At 70.5% G+C, this 18,104-nt stretch carries 16 protein-coding genes; 4 read left to right on the top strand and 12 right to left on the bottom strand.

The genetic code is table 11. The features are described from left to right. Window positions 1-15: 15 nt before the first annotated feature. Window positions 16-786 (top strand): trimeric intracellular cation channel family protein, encoded by a 771-nt coding sequence (locus G8E01_RS07565; RefSeq protein WP_205827243.1) that lies wholly within the window; start codon window positions 16-18, stop codon window positions 784-786. Between the two features lie 30 nt (window positions 787-816). Here G8E01_RS07565 and leuA read toward each other — a convergent pair whose 3' ends face one another. The 12 genes from leuA to lepA all read right to left on the bottom strand — a co-directional run bounded on the left by leuA (window position 817) and on the right by lepA (window position 13,717). Beyond that, the gene (gene leuA / locus G8E01_RS07560) at window positions 817-2,571 is read right to left on the bottom strand and encodes a 2-isopropylmalate synthase (RefSeq protein WP_166318025.1); all 1,755 of its coding nucleotides are present in this window, start codon (window positions 2,569-2,571) and stop codon (window positions 817-819) included. A 180-nt stretch (window positions 2,572-2,751) separates the two neighbouring features. After that, entirely contained in the window at window positions 2,752-3,651 is a 900-nt protein-coding gene (era, locus tag G8E01_RS07555; RefSeq protein WP_166318022.1) for a GTPase Era, read from the bottom strand. Further along, window positions 3,648-5,063, bottom strand: a complete 1,416-nt coding sequence (locus tag G8E01_RS07550; RefSeq protein WP_166318019.1) for a hemolysin family protein — start codon at window positions 5,061-5,063, stop codon at window positions 3,648-3,650. The genes era and G8E01_RS07550 overlap by 4 nt, the downstream gene beginning before the upstream one ends. Continuing rightward, window positions 5,060-5,527, bottom strand: a complete 468-nt coding sequence (gene ybeY / locus G8E01_RS07545) for an rRNA maturation RNase YbeY (RefSeq protein ID WP_166318016.1) — start codon at window positions 5,525-5,527, stop codon at window positions 5,060-5,062. The genes G8E01_RS07550 and ybeY overlap by 4 nt, the downstream gene beginning before the upstream one ends. Further along, window positions 5,524-6,540 carry a PhoH family protein gene (locus G8E01_RS07540; RefSeq protein WP_166319790.1) on the bottom strand — a complete coding sequence of 339 codons (1,017 nt, stop codon included), beginning with the start codon at window positions 6,538-6,540 and terminating at the stop codon, window positions 5,524-5,526. The genes ybeY and G8E01_RS07540 overlap by 4 nt, the downstream gene beginning before the upstream one ends. Before the next feature lie 46 nt (window positions 6,541-6,586). Continuing rightward, window positions 6,587-6,934 carry an HIT domain-containing protein gene (locus G8E01_RS07535; RefSeq protein ID WP_166318013.1) on the bottom strand — a complete coding sequence of 116 codons (348 nt, stop codon included), beginning with the start codon at window positions 6,932-6,934 and terminating at the stop codon, window positions 6,587-6,589. A gap of 28 nt (window positions 6,935-6,962) precedes the next feature. Continuing rightward, entirely contained in the window at window positions 6,963-7,694 is a 732-nt protein-coding gene (locus G8E01_RS07530; protein WP_166318010.1) for a 16S rRNA (uracil(1498)-N(3))-methyltransferase, read from the bottom strand. Window positions 7,695-7,699: 5 nt separating this feature from the next. Next, window positions 7,700-8,809 carry a molecular chaperone DnaJ gene (gene dnaJ, locus G8E01_RS07525; protein WP_166318007.1) on the bottom strand — a complete coding sequence of 370 codons (1,110 nt, stop codon included), beginning with the start codon at window positions 8,807-8,809 and terminating at the stop codon, window positions 7,700-7,702. Window positions 8,810-8,885: 76 nt separating this feature from the next. Next, the gene (hrcA, locus tag G8E01_RS07520) at window positions 8,886-9,917 is read right to left on the bottom strand and encodes a heat-inducible transcriptional repressor HrcA (RefSeq protein ID WP_166318004.1); all 1,032 of its coding nucleotides are present in this window, start codon (window positions 9,915-9,917) and stop codon (window positions 8,886-8,888) included. A gap of 46 nt (window positions 9,918-9,963) precedes the next feature. After that, entirely contained in the window at window positions 9,964-11,187 is a 1,224-nt protein-coding gene (gene hemW / locus G8E01_RS07515) for a radical SAM family heme chaperone HemW (RefSeq protein WP_166318001.1), read from the bottom strand. Continuing rightward, window positions 11,187-11,828: a DUF1990 family protein gene (locus tag G8E01_RS07510; protein ID WP_166317998.1), complete on the bottom strand. Its 642-nt coding sequence runs from the start codon at window positions 11,826-11,828 to the stop codon at window positions 11,187-11,189. The genes hemW and G8E01_RS07510 overlap by 1 nt, the downstream gene beginning before the upstream one ends. Window positions 11,829-11,866: 38 nt before the next feature. Continuing rightward, window positions 11,867-13,717: a translation elongation factor 4 gene (lepA, locus tag G8E01_RS07505; RefSeq protein WP_166317995.1), complete on the bottom strand. Its 1,851-nt coding sequence runs from the start codon at window positions 13,715-13,717 to the stop codon at window positions 11,867-11,869. A 412-nt stretch (window positions 13,718-14,129) separates the two neighbouring features. Between lepA and G8E01_RS07500 the strand changes: the two genes are divergently transcribed. Genes G8E01_RS07500 through G8E01_RS07490 form a run of 3 tightly spaced genes read left to right on the top strand, consistent with a single transcriptional unit; the run spans window position 14,130 to window position 18,089 of the window. Next, entirely contained in the window at window positions 14,130-15,101 is a 972-nt protein-coding gene (locus G8E01_RS07500; RefSeq protein ID WP_240921232.1) for an ABC transporter permease, read from the top strand. 1 nt (window position 15,102) lies between these two features. Beyond that, window positions 15,103-16,041 (top strand): ABC transporter permease, encoded by a 939-nt coding sequence (locus G8E01_RS07495; protein ID WP_166317989.1) that lies wholly within the window; start codon window positions 15,103-15,105, stop codon window positions 16,039-16,041. Beyond that, the gene (locus G8E01_RS07490) at window positions 16,038-18,089 is read left to right on the top strand and encodes an ABC transporter ATP-binding protein (protein ID WP_166317986.1); all 2,052 of its coding nucleotides are present in this window, start codon (window positions 16,038-16,040) and stop codon (window positions 18,087-18,089) included. The genes G8E01_RS07495 and G8E01_RS07490 overlap by 4 nt, the downstream gene beginning before the upstream one ends. The last annotated feature ends 15 nt before the right edge of the window (window positions 18,090-18,104 follow it).

Below are 18,104 nucleotides of genomic sequence, written 5' to 3'. Positions count from 1 at the left end.
GAGGAACCGTTGTGGATGTTGCCCCTGTGGGCCGACCTCGTCGGCGTGGGGCTCGGCGGGATCCAGGGGGCCATGTTCGCCGCCGCATTCCGCGGCGAGAAGCGCTTGGACTGGCTGGGCGTCGCGATCATCGGCGTCATGATCGGGCTCGGGGGCGGCTTCATCCGCGACCTCCTGCTGGGCGTGGCGCCGGCCACGCTGCAGACGACGTGGCACCTCGTCACGGCGACGGGCGGCGCGCTCGTCGGGATGTGGCTCGCCGGCCTCTTTCAGCGCATCGAGACGATGATCGTCGTGCTCGACGCCTTCGTGATCGGCATGTTCGGCGCCTTCGGCACCGCGAAGGCGCTGGGGTACGGCGTCCCGCCCCTGCCGGCGGTGTTCATCGGGGTGTGCGCGGCGGTCGGCGGCGGCGTCGCGCGCGACGTGCTGCTGGGGCTCCCCGTCGCCATCATGCACGTGGGGTCGTTCTATGCGACCGCCGCGATCGTCGGCTGCACGGGCCTCACCGTCGCCCACCTCGCCGGCCTCGACATCGTGTGGTGCGTCGTGCTGGGCATCGGCCTCACGGCGGCGGGGCGGATCCTCGCGATCGTGTTCGACATCAGCCTGCCCGAGCAACGCGCGATCCAGCGGCGCCGGGTGGCGCTCGAGACCGCCTCGATCCCGGTCATCGAGGCGCAGGACGTGCGCACGATCGACGATCTGCGCGGCCTCGACGAGACCGGCGCGATCATCCTGCCCGAGCCGCCGTCCCCCGGGGACGACGACCCGAAGGCGTCCTGAGGCGGGCGCGCGGCCCGCCTCAGGAACGCCTCACGCGCCGACCAGCGCGCTCTCGCGGATCCGGATCGCCCGGTTCACGCCCGAGATGATCGCCTTGAGCGAGGCCGTGGAGATGTCCCCGTCGATTCCGACGCCCCAGAGGCGCACGTCGCCCACCTGCAGCTCGACGTAGGCGGCCGCCTCGGCGTCGCCGGAGGCGCTCAGCGTGTGCTCCGAGTAGTCGTACAGGGTCACGTCGAGCCCCTGCTCGCGCAGGATCTCGAGGAAGGCCGCGACGGGGCCGTTCGCCGACGCCGTCGCGCCGAACTCGCCGTCGCCATCGCGCATGGTGACCTCGAGCGTGCGCTCGCCGTCGGCCGACCCGCGCGAGCTCGTCCCGATGAGCTCATAGCGCCCCCAGGACGTCTCGCGCGCGCCCGAGGGCAGGTACTCGTCCTGGAAGATCGTCCAGATCTGGTCGCTCGTGACCTCGCCGCCCTCGCTGTCGGTCTTGGCCTGGACGACGTTCGAGAACTCGATCTGCAGCTTGCGCGGCAGATCGAGCTTGTGGTCGGCCTTCAGGAGGTAGGCCACGCCGCCCTTGCCCGACTGCGAGTTCACCCGGATGACCGCCTCGTACGAGCGGCCGAGGTCCTGGGGGTCGATCGGCAGGTACGGCACCGCCCAGGGCAGCTGGTCGGTGTCGACGCCGCGCTCGGCGGCGGTGCGCGACATGGCCTCGAAGCCCTTCTTGATCGCGTCCTGATGCGATCCGCTGAACGCCGTGAAGACGAGGTCGCCCGCCCACGGGCTGCGCTCAGGCACGGGCAGCTGGTTGCAGTACTCGGCCGTGCGCTTGACCTGGTCGATGTCGCTGAAGTCGATCTCGGGGTCGATGCCCTGCGTGAACATGTTGATGCCCAGCGCGACGAGGTCGACGTTGCCCGTGCGCTCGCCGTTGCCGAACAGACACCCCTCGATGCGGTCCGCGCCCGCCATGTAGCCGAGCTCGGCGGCCGCGATACCCGTGCCGCGGTCGTTATGCGGGTGTAGCGAGATGATGACGTTCTCGCGGTTGTTCAGGTGGCGGCCCATCCACTCGATCGAGTCGGCGTACACGTTCGGCGTCGCCATCTCCACCGTCGCCGGCAGGTTCAGGATCAGCTTGCGCTCGGGGGTCGGGACGAGCACCTCCATGACCCGGTTGCAGATCTCCGCGGCGAACTCGAGCTCGGTGCCCGTGTACGACTCCGGCGAGTACTCGTAGTACACGGTCGTCTCGGGGATCGTCGCCTCGTACTTCTTGCACAGGCGCGCGCCCTCGAGCGCGATGTCGATGATCCCCTGCCGGTCGGTGCGGAACACGACCTCGCGCTGCAGCACGCTCGTCGAGTTGTACAGGTGCACGATCGCCTGCTTGGCCCCGCGCAGCGACTCGTAGGTGCGCTCGATAAGGTGCTCGCGGGCCTGCGTGAGCACCTGGATCGTGACGTCCTCGGGGATCGCGTCGTCCTCGATCAGGTGGCGCACGAAGTCGAAATCGGTCTGGCTCGCCGACGGGAACCCGACCTCGATCTCCTTGTACCCCATCTTCACGAGGAGGTCGAACATGATCCGCTTGCGCTCGGGCGTCATGGGGTCGATGAGCGCCTGGTTGCCGTCGCGCAGATCGACGGCGCACCAGCGCGGCGCCTTCTCGATGCGCTTTGTCGGCCATGTGCGGTCCGGCAGGTCGACGGCGATCTGCTCGTGGAACGGCACGTACTTGTGGGTCGGCATGCCGCTGGGCTTCTGGTTGTTCTTCATCTTCTCGTACCTTCGGTTCGTGGTGGGCCCACGCGAGGCTCCGCGACGAGAAGGCCCAGGCTTACGAGGACTCGTCGCGGCAGATAAGGAGAAGGAGACCGAATCGGCGCACACGGTCACGATAGCACGCACTCTGCCCCGTCACGCGGCCCGCGCTCCCCTCCCGGGTGAGCGATGTGCTCAGAACCCGAGGCGCCCGAGGTGCTTCGGATCGCGCTGCCACTCCTTCGCGACGCGCACGTGCAGCGACAGGAACACGCGTGTCCCGACGAGCGGCTCGATCTCGGCGCGCGCCGTCGTGCCGACGTCGCGCAGGCGCTGTCCCTTGCGCCCGATGATGATCGCCTTCTGGCTGTCGCGCTCCACGACGATGTCGGCCCACACGTCCGTCAGCTCGGGGTTGTCCTCGCGCACGGCGATGTCCTGCACGACGACGGCGATCGAGTGGGGCAGCTCGTCGCGGACGCCGTCGAGCGCCGCCTCGCGGATCGCCTCGGCGACGCGATCCTCGATCGCCTCGTCGGTCACGACGCCCTCGGGGTACAGGGCGGGCCCCTCGGGCATGAGCGGCAACAGCTCGTCCGCCAGCACGTCGAGCTGGTCGCCCGTCACGCTGGAGAGGGGGATCACGGCCGCCCAGTCCTCGCGCAGCGCGTCGACCTCCATGAGGCGCTCCATGACCTCGTCGCGGGACGCCTTGTCGGTCTTCGTCACGAGGGCGACCTTCTTCGCGCGGGAGTACCCGTCGAGGGACGCCGCGATGCGGCGGTCGCCCGGCCCGACCTTCTCGTCCGCCGGCGCGCAGAACGCGATGACGTCGACGTCCCCCAGCACGCTCTCGACGAGGTCGTTGAGACGCTGCCCGAGGAGCGTGCGCGGGCGGTGCACGCCGGGGGTGTCGACGACGATGAGCTGGCCGCCCGGCCTATTCAGGATCCCGCGGATCGCGCGCCGCGTGGTCTGCGGCTTGTCGCTCGTGATGGCGACCTTCTCGCCCACGAGCGCGTTCATGAGCGTGGATTTGCCCACGTTCGGACGCCCGACGAATGTGACGAATCCGCTCCGGCTCGGCTCGGTCATCGGTTCCTGCCCTTCTTCCCCGGGGACTCCGGGGCGTCGTTCGCCTGGCGCTGCGGGGAGACGCGCACGCTCCCGGTTCGGGGCGCACGCTCGGATGCCTCGACCGCGGGCACCTCGCCCGTGCGCGGGGTGCGGCCCAGGACCTCGTCGACCGCGAGGAGCGCCGCGCTTCGCTCGACGAACACCGTCGCGATTCCGCGCCCGCGGCCGCGCGACGTCCCGCCCGTGAGCACGAGGCCCTCGACCTCGACCTGCTCGCCCGGCTGCGGCATGCGGCCGAGCGCCTTCGCCATCAGGCCGCCGATCGAGTCGACGTCCTCGTCGTCGATCTCGACGCCGAACAGGTCGCCCACCTCGCCCTGGCCGAGCCCCGCGCTCACGCGGTAGCTGCCGTCGGCGAGCTCGACGATCTCGTTCGAGCGGGGGTCATACTCGTCGGCGATCTCGCCCACGAGCTCCTCGAGGAGGTCCTCCAGCGTCACGAGCCCCGCGATCCCCCCGTACTCGTCGACGACGAGGCACACGTGGACCTTGTCGGCCTTCATCTGCTGCAGCAGCGTCTCGGCGCGCATCTGCTCCGGGACGAAGGCCGCCGGTCGCGCGAACGCGCGCACGGCCGAGCGCCGCCACCCCGGCGTGTCGCGGAACGCGTGCTGCACGAGGTCCTTGAGGTACAGCACCCCGACGACGTTGTCGACGTCTCCGTCGATGACGGGAAGGCGCGAGAGCCCGCTCGACAGGAACGCGTCGATGGCCTCGGACGCCGAGGCGGATCCCTCGACCGTGACCATCTCGGTGCGGGGCACCATCAGCGCGCGCACGATCTGGTCGGTGAAGTCGAACACGGAGTGGATGAGCTCGCGATCGTCGTCCTCGATGAGGGCGTTCGACGCCGCCTCGTCGACGATCGAGAGGAACTGCTCCTCGGACTCGAATCCGCGACGCCGGGCCCCCGGGATCAGCCGCGCGCTGACGCCGGCGAGCGGCCGCGCGATCGGCCCCAGCACGACGCGCGCCGCGTGGATCGTCGGCGCCCCGGCCGTGAGGAGTGGGCGGGCGTAGCGCCGGCCCACCGTCGTCGGCGCGGACGCGACGACGAGGTAGATGATCGCGGCCGAGACGACGACCGTCACGATCGTCCCCCACAGCGCGCTCTCGAACATCAAGGAGAACGACGCGGCCAGCAACACGACCGCCCCGACCTCGCTCAGCACGCGCACGAAGGTGACCGCGTTGTCGTGCGGGTCGCGATCGCGCGCGAGATGCGCGAGCGACCGGGCGCTGCGCCCCTCGGACGCGAGGTCGACGAGGTCCGCCGTCGAGGTGACGGACAGCGCGGAGTCGAGCGCCGCCATGAATCCGGCGACGACCAGGAGCAGGAGCGCCCCGACGAGGAGGAGGATCTCGATCATGCGCGTCGTCGGCGGCGCTCCGCCGTCGCAAAGGAGGCGAGCAGCTCGCGCTGCAGACCGAACATCGCCCGCTCCTCCTCCGGAAGCGCGTGGTCGTAGCCGAGGAGGTGGAGGAGGCCGTGCGTCGTGAGCAGGCAGACCTCGTCCATCAGGCCGTGGCCCGCGGTCTCGGCCTGGGTGATCGCCACCTGCGGGCACACGACGATGTCGCCCAGGAGCCCCGGCGGGGTCGGGAGGTCGGCGGATCCAGGCCGCAGCTCGTCCATCGGGAAGCTCATGACGTCGGTGGGGCCGGGCAGGTCCATCCACTGCACATGCAGCTGCTCCATCGCGGGCTCGTCGACGAACACGATCGCGAGCTCGGCGTCGGGGCTGACGTGGAGCGCGGCGAGGTTGTGCTGCACGAGGCGCAGCACAACCTGCTCGTCGAGCTCGACGTCGGACTCGTTGTTGATGTCGATCACGCGCGTCCTCGCTTCGGGAGACGGTCGCGCGGCGGCATGCCGCGCCTCTTGTCGGCGCGGTTCGCGAACTCCCGCGCCTCGTCCAGCTCGACTCGGCGCGCCTGGCGCCGCTCGTCGTACGCGCCGTAGGCATCCACGATCCGCCCGACGAGGGCGTGGCGCACGACGTCGCTGCTCGTGAGCTCGGCGAAGTGGATGTCCTCCACCTCGCCGAGGATCCGGCGCACCACGCGCAGGCCGCTCGTCCCGACGGGCAGGTCGACCTGCGTCGCGTCGCCCGTGACGACCATCTTCGTGCCGAAGCCGAGGCGCGTAAGGAACATCTTCATCTGCTCGGGCGTGGTGTTCTGCGCCTCGTCGAGCACGACGAAGGAGTCGTTCAGCGTGCGGCCGCGCATGTACGCGAGCGGCGCGACCTCGATCGTGCCGGCGGCCATCAGCTTCGGGACGAGCTCGGGATCCATCATCTCGTTGAGCGCGTCGTACAGCGGCCGCAGGTACGGGTCGATCTTGTCGGTGAGCGACCCGGGCAGGAATCCGAGTCGCTCCCCCGCCTCGACCGCGGGGCGCGTGAGGATGATGCGGCTCACCTCGCGCCGCTGGAGGGCCTGGACGGCCTTCGCCATGGCGAGGTAGGTCTTGCCCGTTCCGGCGGGCCCAATCCCGAACACGATCGTGTTGAGGTCGATCGCGTCGACGTAGTCTCGCTGCCCCACGGTCTTCGGGCGGATCACCTTGCCGCGGGACGCGACGATCGGTTCGCCGAAGATATCGCTCGGCTTTTCCCCGCCCGCCGCGAGCGCGCGCGACGAGGTCGCGACGTCGTCCGGCGCGAGGTCGTGCCCGTTCCGCGTCATCTCCAGGAGCTCCTCGACGAGGCCGCGCGCCGCGCTCACGCGGTCCTCGGGCCCCGTCAGCGTGATCTCGTTGCCGCGCACCAGGACGTCGACGTCCGGGTGCTGGCGCTCGACCATTCGCAGGAGGCGATCCTGCGGGCCGAGCAGGCGCACCATGGCGACGCCGTCGGCGTGGATGGTCCAGGTCGTGTGGTCGGAATCGTCAGCCAACGAGGCTCTTCTCTCCCAGGTCGCCCGCGAGGACGTGTGCGTGAACGTGGAACACGGTCTGCCCCGCGCCGGGCCCCGTGTTGAACAGCAGGCGGAACTCGCCGTCGGCGTGGCGCGTCGCGACCTCGCGCGCGAGGCCGACCATCTCCGCGAGGAGCGTCGGATCCCCCGCGGCCAGCTCCGTGACGTCGCGGAATTCCTCGGTCTTGGGGATCACGAGGACGTGCAGCGGCGCCTGCGGGTGAATGTCCGTCAGGGCAAAGACGCGGTCCGTCTCGGCGACGATGTCGCCCGGGATCTCGCCGCTCAGGATGCGCGTGAAGACGCTCGGCTCGCTCATGGCCCCAGTCTACGTTTCCCGGCGCCCGTCACCACCGGCCGCCGATCGCGGACAGCACCGCGATCGCCGCGGGCCCCGCCGTCGACGTTCGCAAGACGCCGGTTCCCAGGCGCACGCGCTCCGCCCCGGCCGCGCCGAGCGCCTCGAGCTCCTCGGGCGCGATTCCCCCCTCGGGACCGACGACGAGGAGGAGGTCCCGCTCGGCGTCGACGTCCGCCACCGCGAGCCGATCGTCCGCCCACGGATCCAGCACGAGGATCCGCGCGGATGCCGCCCGCGCCGCGAGGGCGGCCGTGGTCGCGACGGGCGCGACCTCGGGGATCCACGCGCGGTGCGCCTGCTTCGCGGCCTCGCGGACGATCGTCTCCCAGCGCGCGCGTCCCTTCTCGGCCTTCGGGCCCTGCCAGCGCGAGACGGACCGGGCGGCCTGCCAGGGCACGATCTCGTCGACACCGAGCTCGGTCGCGGCCTGCACGGCGAGCTCGTCGCGATCGCCCTTCGCGAGGGCCTGCGCCAGCGCGATGCGGGGCGCGTCGCGCGGGACGTCCGCGCGCGCGAGGACGCCCAGCTCCACGCGCTCGCGCGCGGCCGTGCGCACCTCGGCCTCGACCCACGCGCCACGCCCGTCGGTGACCGTGACCCGCTCTCCCGGGCGTACGCGTCGGACGGACGCCGCGTGGTGGGCCTCGGCGCCCTCGAGGTCGAGGGTCCCACCCGGCGCCGCGCCCGCGGCGCCGGGAACCACGAAGTGCAGCGCCACGGCGATCAGGCCCCGCGGAACTTGTCGCGCAGCTTCGAGAACAGGCCCTGCTGGTGCTCGGCGAGGCGCGGATCCGGCGCCTTCGTGCGCTTGGCGAGCTCCTCCACGAGCTGGCGGGTTTTGCCGTCGACGCGCGTGGGCGTGACGACCTGCACCGCGACGCGCAGGTCACCGCGCTTCTTCGTGCGCAGGCCGGTCACGCCGCGCCCGTCGATGCGGAGCACGTCGCCCGACTGCACGCCCGCCCGGATCTCGAGGTCGACGGCCCCGTCGAGGCCGTCGATCGCGGTCGTCGTGCCGAGGATGGCGTCCGTCATGGACACTTCGAGCGTCGCGAGGAGGTCGTCGCCCTCGCGGCTGAAGACGACGTGCGGCTCGACGTGCACCTCGACGTAGAGGTCGCCGTTCGGGCCGCCCGCGGGGCCGACCTCGCCCGAGCCGGGCAGCTGAAGGCGCAGGCCCGTCTCCACGCCCGCCGGGATGTCGAGCGCGACGGTGCGACGGGAGCGGACGCGCCCCTGCCCCTGGCAGGCGGGGCACGGGTGCGGGATGGTCGTGCCGTACCCCTGGCACGCGCCGCACGGCTGCTGCGTGACGACGTTGCCGAGCAGGCTCCGCACCTGGCGCTGGACATGCCCGGATCCGCCGCAGACGTCGCAGCGCTCGGGCTGGGTGCCCGGCTGGCAACACGATCCCTGGCATGTCTCGCAGACGACGGCCGTGTCGATCTCGACGTCGCGATGGGTGCCGAAGACGACATCGCCGAGCTCCAGGTCCACCCGCACGAGCGCGTCCTGGCCGCGTTCGCGCCGTGAGCGGGGGCGCCCGGAGCGCCCGCCGGAGCCGCCGCCGAAGAACGCCTCGAAGACGTCGCCGAAGCCGCCGAAGCCGGCGCCTCCGAACCCCGCCTCGTCGCCGCCCGCATCGTAGCGTCGGCGCTGCTCGGGGTCGCTCAGGACCTCGTATGCGTGCGTCACGCTCTTGAATTCCTCGGCGGCCTCGGGGCTGGGGTTCACGTCGGGGTGCAACCGGCGCGCCAGCTTGCGGTACGCCTTCTTGATCTCGTCGCTGCTCGCCTCGCGCGAGACGCCCAGCACGTCGTAGTGGTCTGCCACAGTCGCCTTTCCGCGGGATGCCCGCGTGCCTATCGTGATGTTCCGGCCCGGGGCCGGACGGGTACACCCGCCGTCGTCAGCGGCGGTCGTCTTCTTCCAGCATGCGGGTGAGGTACCGCGCCACGGCGCGCGCCGCCGAGAGGTTGCGCGGGTAATCCATCCGCGTCGGGCCCATGAGCCCGATGCGCGCGGATCCGACCGCCGCCTCATACTCGCTCGCGACGATGGACGCCTCGCCCAGCCCGAACGCGGCGTTCTCGCGCCCGATGCTCGTGGCGAGCCCGTTGTCGTCGGCCGCCATCTCGCTCATGAGGCGCAGGAGCGTCACCTGCTCCTCGATCGCCTCGAGGAGCGGGTGAATGCTGCCGCGGAAGTCGTCCTCGCGCCGCGCGAGCGTGGCGCTGCCCGCCATGACGAGCCGGTTCTGCCGAAACTCGTCGAGCTCGTCCTCCACGGCGGCGCCGATCGCCGCGAGGGTCCGATCGGCCGGGGCGGCGGGCGCCTCGGCGCGCGCCGTGCGGATGCGATCGGCCGCATCGCCGACCGGCATGCCGATCAGGAGAGGCTTCAGCCGCGCGGACGCGGCCTCGACCGCCGCCTCGTCGGCCGGGGCGGGGAGGATGGCGATGCGCTGCGAGACGCGGCCCGTGTCGGTCACCATGATGACGAGCACGCGGCGCGCGTCGAGGAGGACGAGCTGGACGTGCGTCACGGTCGCGCGCGCGAACGACGGGTACTGCACGAGCGCGACCTGGCCCGTGAGCTGGGTCAGCAGCCGCACCGTCCGCGCGAGGAGGTCATCGAGGTCGTGCGGATCCGCGAGGAAGGTCGAGATCGCCGTGCGCTGCGCCGGGGACAGCGGGCGCACGTCCGACAGGTGGTCGACGAACGCGCGGTAGCCCTTGTCGGTCGGGACGCGGCCCGAGGACGTGTGGGGCTGCGCGATGAGTTCCTCCTCCTCGAGGAGGGCCATGTCGTTGCGGATCGTCGCGGCCGAGACGCCGAACGCGTGGCGCTCGACGATGGACCGGCTGCCGACCGGCTCGCGGGTGTCCACGAAGTCCTGGACGATCGCCCGAAGCACCTGCAAGCCCCTGTCCGTCACCATGGCGCGCCCTCCTCCCACTGGCACTCGTTCGCGTCGAGTGCCAATTCTAGTCGTCGTCGGTGAGTGCGCGCACGACGGCGTCGGCGAGGAGCCGGCCGCGCCGCGTGAGGACGACGCGGCCGCCGATCGCGGCGACGCCGTCCACCAGGCCGTCGGCGACGAGCGATGCCACCCGCAGCCGGGCGCCCGGCGCGAGCGCGGCGACCGGCATGCCCTCGCGGATCCGCGTCTCGAGCAGCACACGCTCCAGCGCGCGCTGGTCGGCGTCGGGGGTCTCGCGGCCCGCGGCGGGCGAGGACCCGAGCGCCAACCGCTGCGCGTACGCGGCGGGGTGCTTGACGTTCCACCACCGCAGGCCGGACACGTGGCTGTGCGCCCCGGGCCCGAAGCCCCACCAGTCGGCGCCGCGCCAGTAGGAGAGGTTGTGGCGCGAGCGATGCGCCGCGTCCGTCGCCCAGTTGGACACCTCGTACCACCCGTAGCCCGCGCCCTGGAGCAGCTCGTCGGCGAGCTCGTACATGTCGGCCTGGAGATCGTCGTCGGGCGCGGGGACCTCGCCACGGGCGATCTGGCGGGCGAGCTTCGTGCCCTCCTCGATGATGAGCGCGTACGCGGAGATGTGGTCCGGGGCGTGCGCGATCGCCGTCTCGAGCGACGCCCGCCAGTCGGCGAGGCTCTCGCCCGGCGCCCCGTAGATGAGGTCGAGGCTCACGTCGAGACCCGCCGCGCGCGCCGCCCGCACCGCCACGCCGACGTTCTCGCGATCGTGCGTCCGGTCGAGCGCCGCGAGGACGTGCGGCTCGGAAGACTGCATGCCGATCGACATCCGCGTGACGCCCGCACGGGCGAGCTCCGCCACGACGTCGTCCGTCACCGTGTCGGGGTTGGCCTCGACCGTGACCTCGGCGCCGTCCGCGAGCCCGAACGCGTCGCGCACGCCGTCGAGCATCCGCGCGAGGTCCCCCGCGGGCAGGAGCGTCGGGGTTCCGCCCCCGAAGAAGACCGTGCGGGCCGGCCGAAGCGGGCCGGCCTCCGCGAGCACCTCGCGGGCCAGCGCAACCTCGCGCAGCAACGTGTCCGCATACTCGTCCTGGCGCGCGCCGCGCAGCTCCGGCGCCGTGTAGGTATTGAAGTCGCAGTATCCGCAACGCACGCGGCAAAACGGCACGTGCAGATAGACGCCGAAATCCGTCTCCGGATCCGGGCGGTGCGCGTCGGGGATCCGCCCGTCCGCGGGTGCCGGATCCCCCAGGGGGAGCGCAGCCCCCATCAGGCGAACAGCGGCGAGATCGCGCGGAGGTAGGCCGTGTTCAGCAGACGCCGCCGGCGCCGCACGCGGCCGCGCCAGGCGCGATAGGACCACGCAACGGGGATGTCGAAGGCCCGCACCTCGAACCACACCTCGTCGTCGTCGCGCCAATCGACCGAGAAGAGCACCTCACCGCTGACGATCGTCGCGTCGACGGTGCCAAGGGCGTAGGCCGTGCGGCGGGGCTCCTCCGCGACAAAGATCACGCGGTAGTCGCCGTTGGCCTTCTTCCCCCGCGCGCGGCCGTGGACGTGGGCGGTCGCGCCCGCGCTGACGTACGCGATGCCGTCGGGCGTGAAGCGCTGGTCCTCGTCGTGGCGCGACGGCGCGACCGGGTGCCCCTCGCCATCGAAGCTGACGCCCGTGTAGCTCGGCCCGGCTGACGGGCGCACGTCCGTCACCGCGAGGCCCGCGCCCGTGAGCACGGACCAGCTCAGCAGCGTGTCGGACGCGGAGCGGAACCGCTCCTCGCCGCTGCCGATCCGCCAGCGCTGCACCGCGGGGATGCTGTTCTCCGGCGGATACTGCAGCAGGTCGGCCGCCTGGGAGGCGCCGACCGCCGCGTAGTCGACCGTCTGATCACGGAAGGTCGCCCTGCGCATGCTGATCACCTCACTGCTCGCGTCGCCCGCGAGCGCCGTTAGCTCTTGCCCTTGGATTCCACGTCGCCCGACAGCGCCGCGATGAACGCGTTCTGGGGGACCTCGACGCGCCCGACCATCTTCATGCGCTTCTTGCCCTCCTTCTGCTTCTCGAGGAGCTTGCGCTTGCGGCTAATGTCGCCGCCGTAGCACTTGGCCAGCACGTCCTTCCGGATCGCGCGGATGTTCTCGCGGGCGATCACGCGCGCGCCGATGGCCGCCTGGATCGGCACCTCGAACTGCTGCCGCGGGATGAGCTTGCGCAGGCGCTCCGTCATCGTCGTGCCGTAGGAGTATGCGGCGTCCCGGTGCACGATCGCGCTGAAGGCGTCGACGCGGTCGCCCTGCAGGAGGATGTCGACTTTCACGAGGTCGGCCTCTTGCGACCCTGCCGGCTCGTAGTCGAAACTCGCGTACCCCTGTGTGCGGCTCTTCAGCTGATCGAAGAAGTCGAACACGATCTCGCCGAGCGGCATGACGTACTTCAGCTCGACGCGCTCCTCGGAGAGGTAGTCCATCCCCTGCAGGGATCCGCGCCGACTCTGGCACAGGTCCATCACCGTGCCGACGTAGTCCTTCGGGGTGAGCACCGACGCCGTCACGATCGGCTCGCTGACGGCGGCGATCTTGCCGTCGGGGTACTCGCTCGGGTTCGTCACGGTGATCGTCTCGCCGGTCTCCGCCTGCACCTCGTAGATCACGCTGGGCGCGGTCGTGATGAGGTCGAGGCCGAACTCGCGGCTCAGCCGCTCCGTGATGATCTCGAGGTGCAGCAGGCCGAGGAACCCGCAGCGAAAGCCGAACCCGAGGGCGACCGATGTCTCCGGCTCGTACGCGAGCGCCGCGTCCGAGAGCTTCAGCTTGTCGAGCGCCTCGCGGAGATCTGGGTAGTCGCTCGCGTCGAGCGGGTACAGGCCCGAGTACACCATCGGCTTCGGGTCGACGTAGCCGGGCAACGCCTCGCTCGCGGGCTTGCGCGAGTCGGTCACGGTGTCGCCGACCTTCGACTGACGCACGTCCTTCACGCCCGTGATGAGGTAGCCGACCTCGCCGACGCCGAGCCCCTTCGACGGGGTCGGTTCGGGGCTCGACACCCCGATCTCGAGCAGCTCGTGGTGCGCGCCCGTCGACATCATCTGGATCCGCTGGCGCGGGGCGAGCGAGCCGTCCATCATGCGGACGTAGGTCACGACGCCGCGGTAGGCGTCGTACACGGAATCGAAGATCATGGCCCGCGCGGCGGCGTCCGGATCACCCACGGGCGCGGGGATCTCGCCGACGAGGCGGTCGAGGAGCTCGTCCACGCCCTGCCCCGTCTTGCCCGAGACCCGCAGCACATCGTCGGGCGACCCGCCAATGAGGTCCGCGAGTTCCTTGGCGAAGCGCTCGGGGTCCGCCGCCGGGAGGTCGATCTTATTGAGCACGGGGATGACCGTGAGGTCGTTCTCGAGCGCGAGGTAAAGGTTCGCGAGCGTCTGGGCCTCGATGCCCTGCGCCGCGTCGACGAGGAGGATTGCCCCCTCGCACGCCGCGAGCGACCGCGAGACCTCGTACGAGAAGTCCACGTGCCCGGGGGTGTCGATCATGTTCAGCGCGTACGTCTCGCCGTCCACCTGCCACGGGATGCGCACGGCCTGGCTCTTGACCGTGATGCCGCGCTCGCGCTCGATGTCCATGCGGTCGAGGTACTGCGCGCGCATGTCGCGGTCGGAGACCACGCCGGTGAGCTGCAGCATGCGGTCGGCCAGGGTGGACTTGCCGTGGTCGATGTGGGCGATGATGCAGAAGTTACGGAGGCGCTCGGGCGGCGTGGCTGCGGGCGCGAGCGGCGAGGAGGCACGGGGCGACATATCCCGCACAGTCTACGTGGCGCGGGCCCGCGACACGACGCGCGCCGGCGCATACCTCATGGACGACCCGGCGAAGATTTCACACGATCGAAACATCGCGCGAATCCGCTGTTTCTTCGCGCACACGCGATCGCGAGCGCACCCGGGAGGGCGGGCGAAGCGTTCACAATCTGCTCACCGCTTGCACGGAACGCCCAGGATTCCCCCGCATGATGGCGGTCGGCGGCAAGGGCGCTCCGAAGCACATTGCACAGGATGCACGTCTGGCCGCGAGCGAAACTCTCGCCCAGACACAGATCGATAACGCTTTCCGACGACACGGCATCCCCTGTCGTGTCGGGCGCGTCCCGGGTTAGAGTCACCTCTCAACCCGTGCTCCTCCGAGAAAGCCACAGAGATCTTGTTCCGATATTTGACGCGCCGCTTCGTCTCGTGGCTGCTCATCATCGTCGTGGCGACCAACCTCATCTACTTCCTGTCGTGGGGATTCCTGGACCCCCGCAGCAACTACGTCGGTCGCCGCCCCCCTGTCTCGTACGACGAAGCGACGGCTCTGCTCGAGCCACGCGGGCTCAGCGAAACCGTCCCGCTCATCGAGCGCTGGTGGAGCTGGCTCATGAACATCGTCCTGCGCTGGGACTGGGGCGTCAGCCCGGTCGGCCAGGACGTCAACGCCCAGATGGCGTACCGCATGTGGATCTCCGCGGAGTTCGTCATCGGCGCGACGGTGATCTCGACCGTGGCCGGCATCGCGCTCGGCGTGTACACCGCCAATCGGCAGTACCAGACCGCCGACCGGATCGGCCAGTTCACCTCCATCGTGACGATGAATATCCCCCCGATCGTCGCGGCCCTCGCCTTCGTGATCATCGCCGTGGCGCTCAACGACTTCTTCGGCACGACGGTGCTGTACGTGACGGGACCCACGGGGGTAGGGATCGACACCTGGTGGGAGGCGACGCTCGACACGCTCCACCGCCTGATCCTGCCCACCATCGCGATGGCGCTCGTCGGATACGCCACGACGCACTTCCTGCAGCGCTCGCTCCTGCTCGACAACATCAAGGCGGACTACGTGCGCACGGCGCGCGCCAAGGGCCTGACGAAGCAGACGGCCGTGCGCCGTCACGCGCTGCGCACCTCCCTCATCCCCGTCGCGACCCAGATCGCCTTCACGATCCCGAACGTGTTCCTCGGCGCGATCCTGTCGGAGTCGATCTTCGACTGGAATGGCCTCGGCCAGTACTTCTCCGAGACGCTGGCGCGCAACGACATCCATGGCACAGTCGCGATCGCCGCGTTCGGAGCCTTCCTGACCGCCGTCGGCGCGATCCTCGCGGATGTCGCCGTCGTGGCCCTCGACCCCCGAGTGCGGGTGAGCTGACATGACCTCTCTTGAGAACGACCTGCGGGATCCGCTCGAGCACGGCGAAGCCGCCGTGGACGAGAAGGAGGCCGTGCGCTCGCGACCGATGTCGAAGTGGCGCCTCTACTCGCGGCGGTACTTCCGCAATGCCCCCGCGGTCGCCGGGCTCGCGATATTCGCGTTCCTCGCGCTCTTCGCGATCGTCGGCCCGCTCTTCCAGCAGTGGGACCACGTCGAGCTGGACTTCCTTGCCCTCGGCGACCCGCCCAGCGCCGAGCACTGGTTCGGCACGAGCCAGTCGGGCAACGACCTCTACGCCATGACGGTCGAGGGCCTGCGCCGCTCGCTCCTCATCGCCCTCAGCGTCGCGACCGGAACCACCGTCATCTCGGCGGTCCTCGGCGCGTCCGCCGCCTACTTCGGCGGCGCGTGGGAGCGCGTCGTGCTCACCGTCATCCACTTCATGCTCGCGATCCCGGCGTTCCTCATCGTCGCGATGATCTCGAACGACCAGGGCGGCAACTGGGTCATCCTCTCGGCGATGCTCGTGCTCGTCGGCTGGATGCTCCTCGCCCGCACCGTGTGGACGCTCTCGCTCTCCATCCGCGAGCGCGAGTTCATCCAGGCCGCGAGGTACATGGGCGTTCCCGGGCACCGCATCGTGCTGCGACACATGCTGCCGAACATCGGATCGCTGCTCATCATCAACTTCACGCTCGGCGTCGTGAGCGCCGTGCAGTCGGAGACGAGCCTGTCCTTCCTCGGGTTCGGCGTGAAGACACCGGACGTCTCGCTCGGATCCCTCATCGGGATCGGATCCGCCGTGATCACCTCGAGCCCCTGGATGTTCTACTTCCCCGCCGCGGCCCTCACGCTGCTCACCGTCTCCATGGCGTTCATCGCCGACGGCCTGCGCGACGCCCTCGACCCGACTTCGGCGGCAGGAGGCCGCGCATGACCGACCCCATCCTCTCCGTCCGAGATCTCACCGTCCGCTTCGCGAGCGAGGCCGGCCGCGTCGACGCCGTCCGCGGCGTCAGCTTTGACCTCTCCCCCGGCGAGACCATCGGCATCGTCGGCGAATCCGGCTCGGGCAAGTCGGTCACGTCGCTCGCGATCATGGGGCTCCTCGACGACAACGCGAAGGTCTCCGGATCCATCGTCTTCGACGGCGAGGAGCTGCTCGGCAAGACGGACAAGCAGATGTCGCGGATCCGCGGCAACGGCCTGTCGATGATCTTCCAGGATCCGCTCACCTCGCTCACGCCGGTGTTCACCGTCGGCGACCAGCTCGTCGAGGCGATCCAGGCCCATGAGCGCGTCGCCAAGGCCGAGGCCTGGGCGCGCGGAATCGAGCTGCTGCGCACCGTCGGGATCCCGAACGCCGAGGCGCGGATGAAGGCGTTCCCCCACGAATTCTCGGGCGGCATGCGCCAGCGCGTCGTGATCGCGATCGCGATCGCGAACCGCCCGAAGCTCATCATCGCGGACGAGCCGACGACGGCGCTCGACGTCACGATCCAGGCGCAGATCCTCGAGGTGATCAAGAAGGGGCAGCGCGAGACCGGCGCCGCCGTGATCATGATCACCCACGACATGGGCGTCGTCGCGAGCGTCGCGGACGACGTGCTCGTGATGTACGCGGGCCGCCCCGTCGAGCACGCGCCCGTCGACGACCTGTTCGCCGACACGCGCATGCCCTACTCGATCGGCCTGCTCGGCGCGATCCCGCGCGTGGACAAGAAGGAGAAGCAGCCGCTGGTCCCCATCACGGGGAACCCGCCGATGCTGATCGACCTGCCGGACGCGTGCCCGTTCGCCGACCGCTGCCCCATTGCGACGGCGGCCTGCCGCGACGGCGAGCCCGAGCTCGCGGTCGTCGCCGGGACGACGTCTCACCGCGCCGCCTGCATCCGGGCCGACGAGATCGCGAACGGCACGCTGGACGGCGCGCCCGTTTTCCCCGCCCCCGCCCCGCGCGAGTCGACGATCGCCGCGGTCCCCCGCGAGGAGCGCCCCGCGACGCTTGAGGTCACGCACCTGACCAAGACGTTCCCGCTCATGAAGGGCGCGCTCGTCAAGCGGCGTGTGGGCGACGTGCACGCCGTGACGGACGTCTCCTTCGACATCCGCCAGGGCGAGACGCTGGCCATCGTCGGCGAGTCGGGGTCCGGAAAGACCACGACGCTGCTCGAGATCATGGAGTTCGCCCGCCAGGAGCACGGCGACATCGTCATCAACGGCACGAGCGTCGCGGACATCCGGTCGGCGCGCCAGGAGCGCGAGATGCGGCGCGACATCCAGATCGTGTTCCAGGATCCGATGGGCGCACTCGATCCGCGCATGACGGTCTTCGACATCATCGCGGAGCCGCTGCAGACGATCGGCACGGATCGCGAGACGACCCATGCCCGCGTCGACGAGCTCATGGGGCTCGTGGGGCTCAACCCGGCGCACAGTGACCGGTTCCCGCAGGCATTCTCGGGCGGGCAGCGCCAGCGCATCGGCATCGCCCGCGCGCTCGCGACCGAGCCGAAGCTGCTCGTCCTGGACGAGCCCGTCTCGGCGCTCGACGTCTCCATCCAGGCGGGCGTCATCAACCTGTTGGACGACCTCAAGGCGCGCCTCGGTCTGTCCTACCTCTTCGTCGCGCACGACCTGTCTGTCGTGCGACACCTGGCCGACCGCGTCGCGGTGATGTACCTGGGCTCGTTCGTCGAGCTCGGTGACGTCGACGCGGTGTTCGACGACCCGCAGCACCCGTACACGCAGGCGCTGCTGTCGGCCATCCCGATCCCGGATCCCCAGGTGGAGCGAACGCGCGAGCGCATCGTTCTCACGGGGGATCTGCCCAGCCCGACTGATCGCATCACGGGCTGTTCCTTCGTGAGCCGCTGCCCCCTGTACCCGACCCTGGGTGCCGAGGACAAGGCTCGCTGCGAGGGCGAGATCCCACAGCTCACGGGACGCGAGGGTGTGCACACCAACGCGTGCCATTTCCGGTAACTCGTCCTCACCATC

The sequence above is a fragment of the Microbacterium excoecariae genome (genome assembly GCF_011326725.1).
In the GTDB taxonomy this organism is placed as follows: Bacteria; Actinomycetota; Actinomycetes; order Actinomycetales; family Microbacteriaceae; genus Microbacterium; species Microbacterium excoecariae.
This window is presented reverse-complemented; position numbering and strand designations above follow the sequence as displayed.

Excerpts from the sequence above, each read along its gene's own strand:
- G8E01_RS07565 (WP_205827243.1), top strand. The coding sequence starts at position 16 with ATGTTGCCCCTGTGGGCCGACCTCGTCGGCGTGGGGCTCGGCGGGATC.
- leuA (WP_166318025.1), bottom strand. The coding sequence starts at position 2,571 with ATGAAGAACAACCAGAAGCCCAGCGGCATGCCGACCCACAAGTACGTG.
- era (WP_166318022.1), bottom strand. The coding sequence starts at position 3,651 with ATGACCGAGCCGAGCCGGAGCGGATTCGTCACATTCGTCGGGCGTCCG.
- G8E01_RS07550 (WP_166318019.1), bottom strand. The coding sequence starts at position 5,063 with ATGATCGAGATCCTCCTCCTCGTCGGGGCGCTCCTGCTCCTGGTCGTC.
- G8E01_RS07540 (WP_166319790.1), bottom strand. The coding sequence starts at position 6,540 with ATGGTGCGCCTGCTCGGCCCGCAGGATCGCCTCCTGCGAATGGTCGAG.
- G8E01_RS07535 (WP_166318013.1), bottom strand. The coding sequence starts at position 6,934 with ATGAGCGAGCCGAGCGTCTTCACGCGCATCCTGAGCGGCGAGATCCCG.
- hrcA (WP_166318004.1), bottom strand. The coding sequence starts at position 9,917 with ATGGTGACGGACAGGGGCTTGCAGGTGCTTCGGGCGATCGTCCAGGAC.
- hemW (WP_166318001.1), bottom strand. The coding sequence starts at position 11,187 with ATGGGGGCTGCGCTCCCCCTGGGGGATCCGGCACCCGCGGACGGGCGG.
- G8E01_RS07510 (WP_166317998.1), bottom strand. The coding sequence starts at position 11,828 with ATGCGCAGGGCGACCTTCCGTGATCAGACGGTCGACTACGCGGCGGTC.
- lepA (WP_166317995.1), bottom strand. The coding sequence starts at position 13,717 with ATGTCGCCCCGTGCCTCCTCGCCGCTCGCGCCCGCAGCCACGCCGCCC.
- G8E01_RS07495 (WP_166317989.1), top strand. The coding sequence starts at position 15,103 with ATGACCTCTCTTGAGAACGACCTGCGGGATCCGCTCGAGCACGGCGAA.
- G8E01_RS07490 (WP_166317986.1), top strand. The coding sequence starts at position 16,038 with ATGACCGACCCCATCCTCTCCGTCCGAGATCTCACCGTCCGCTTCGCG.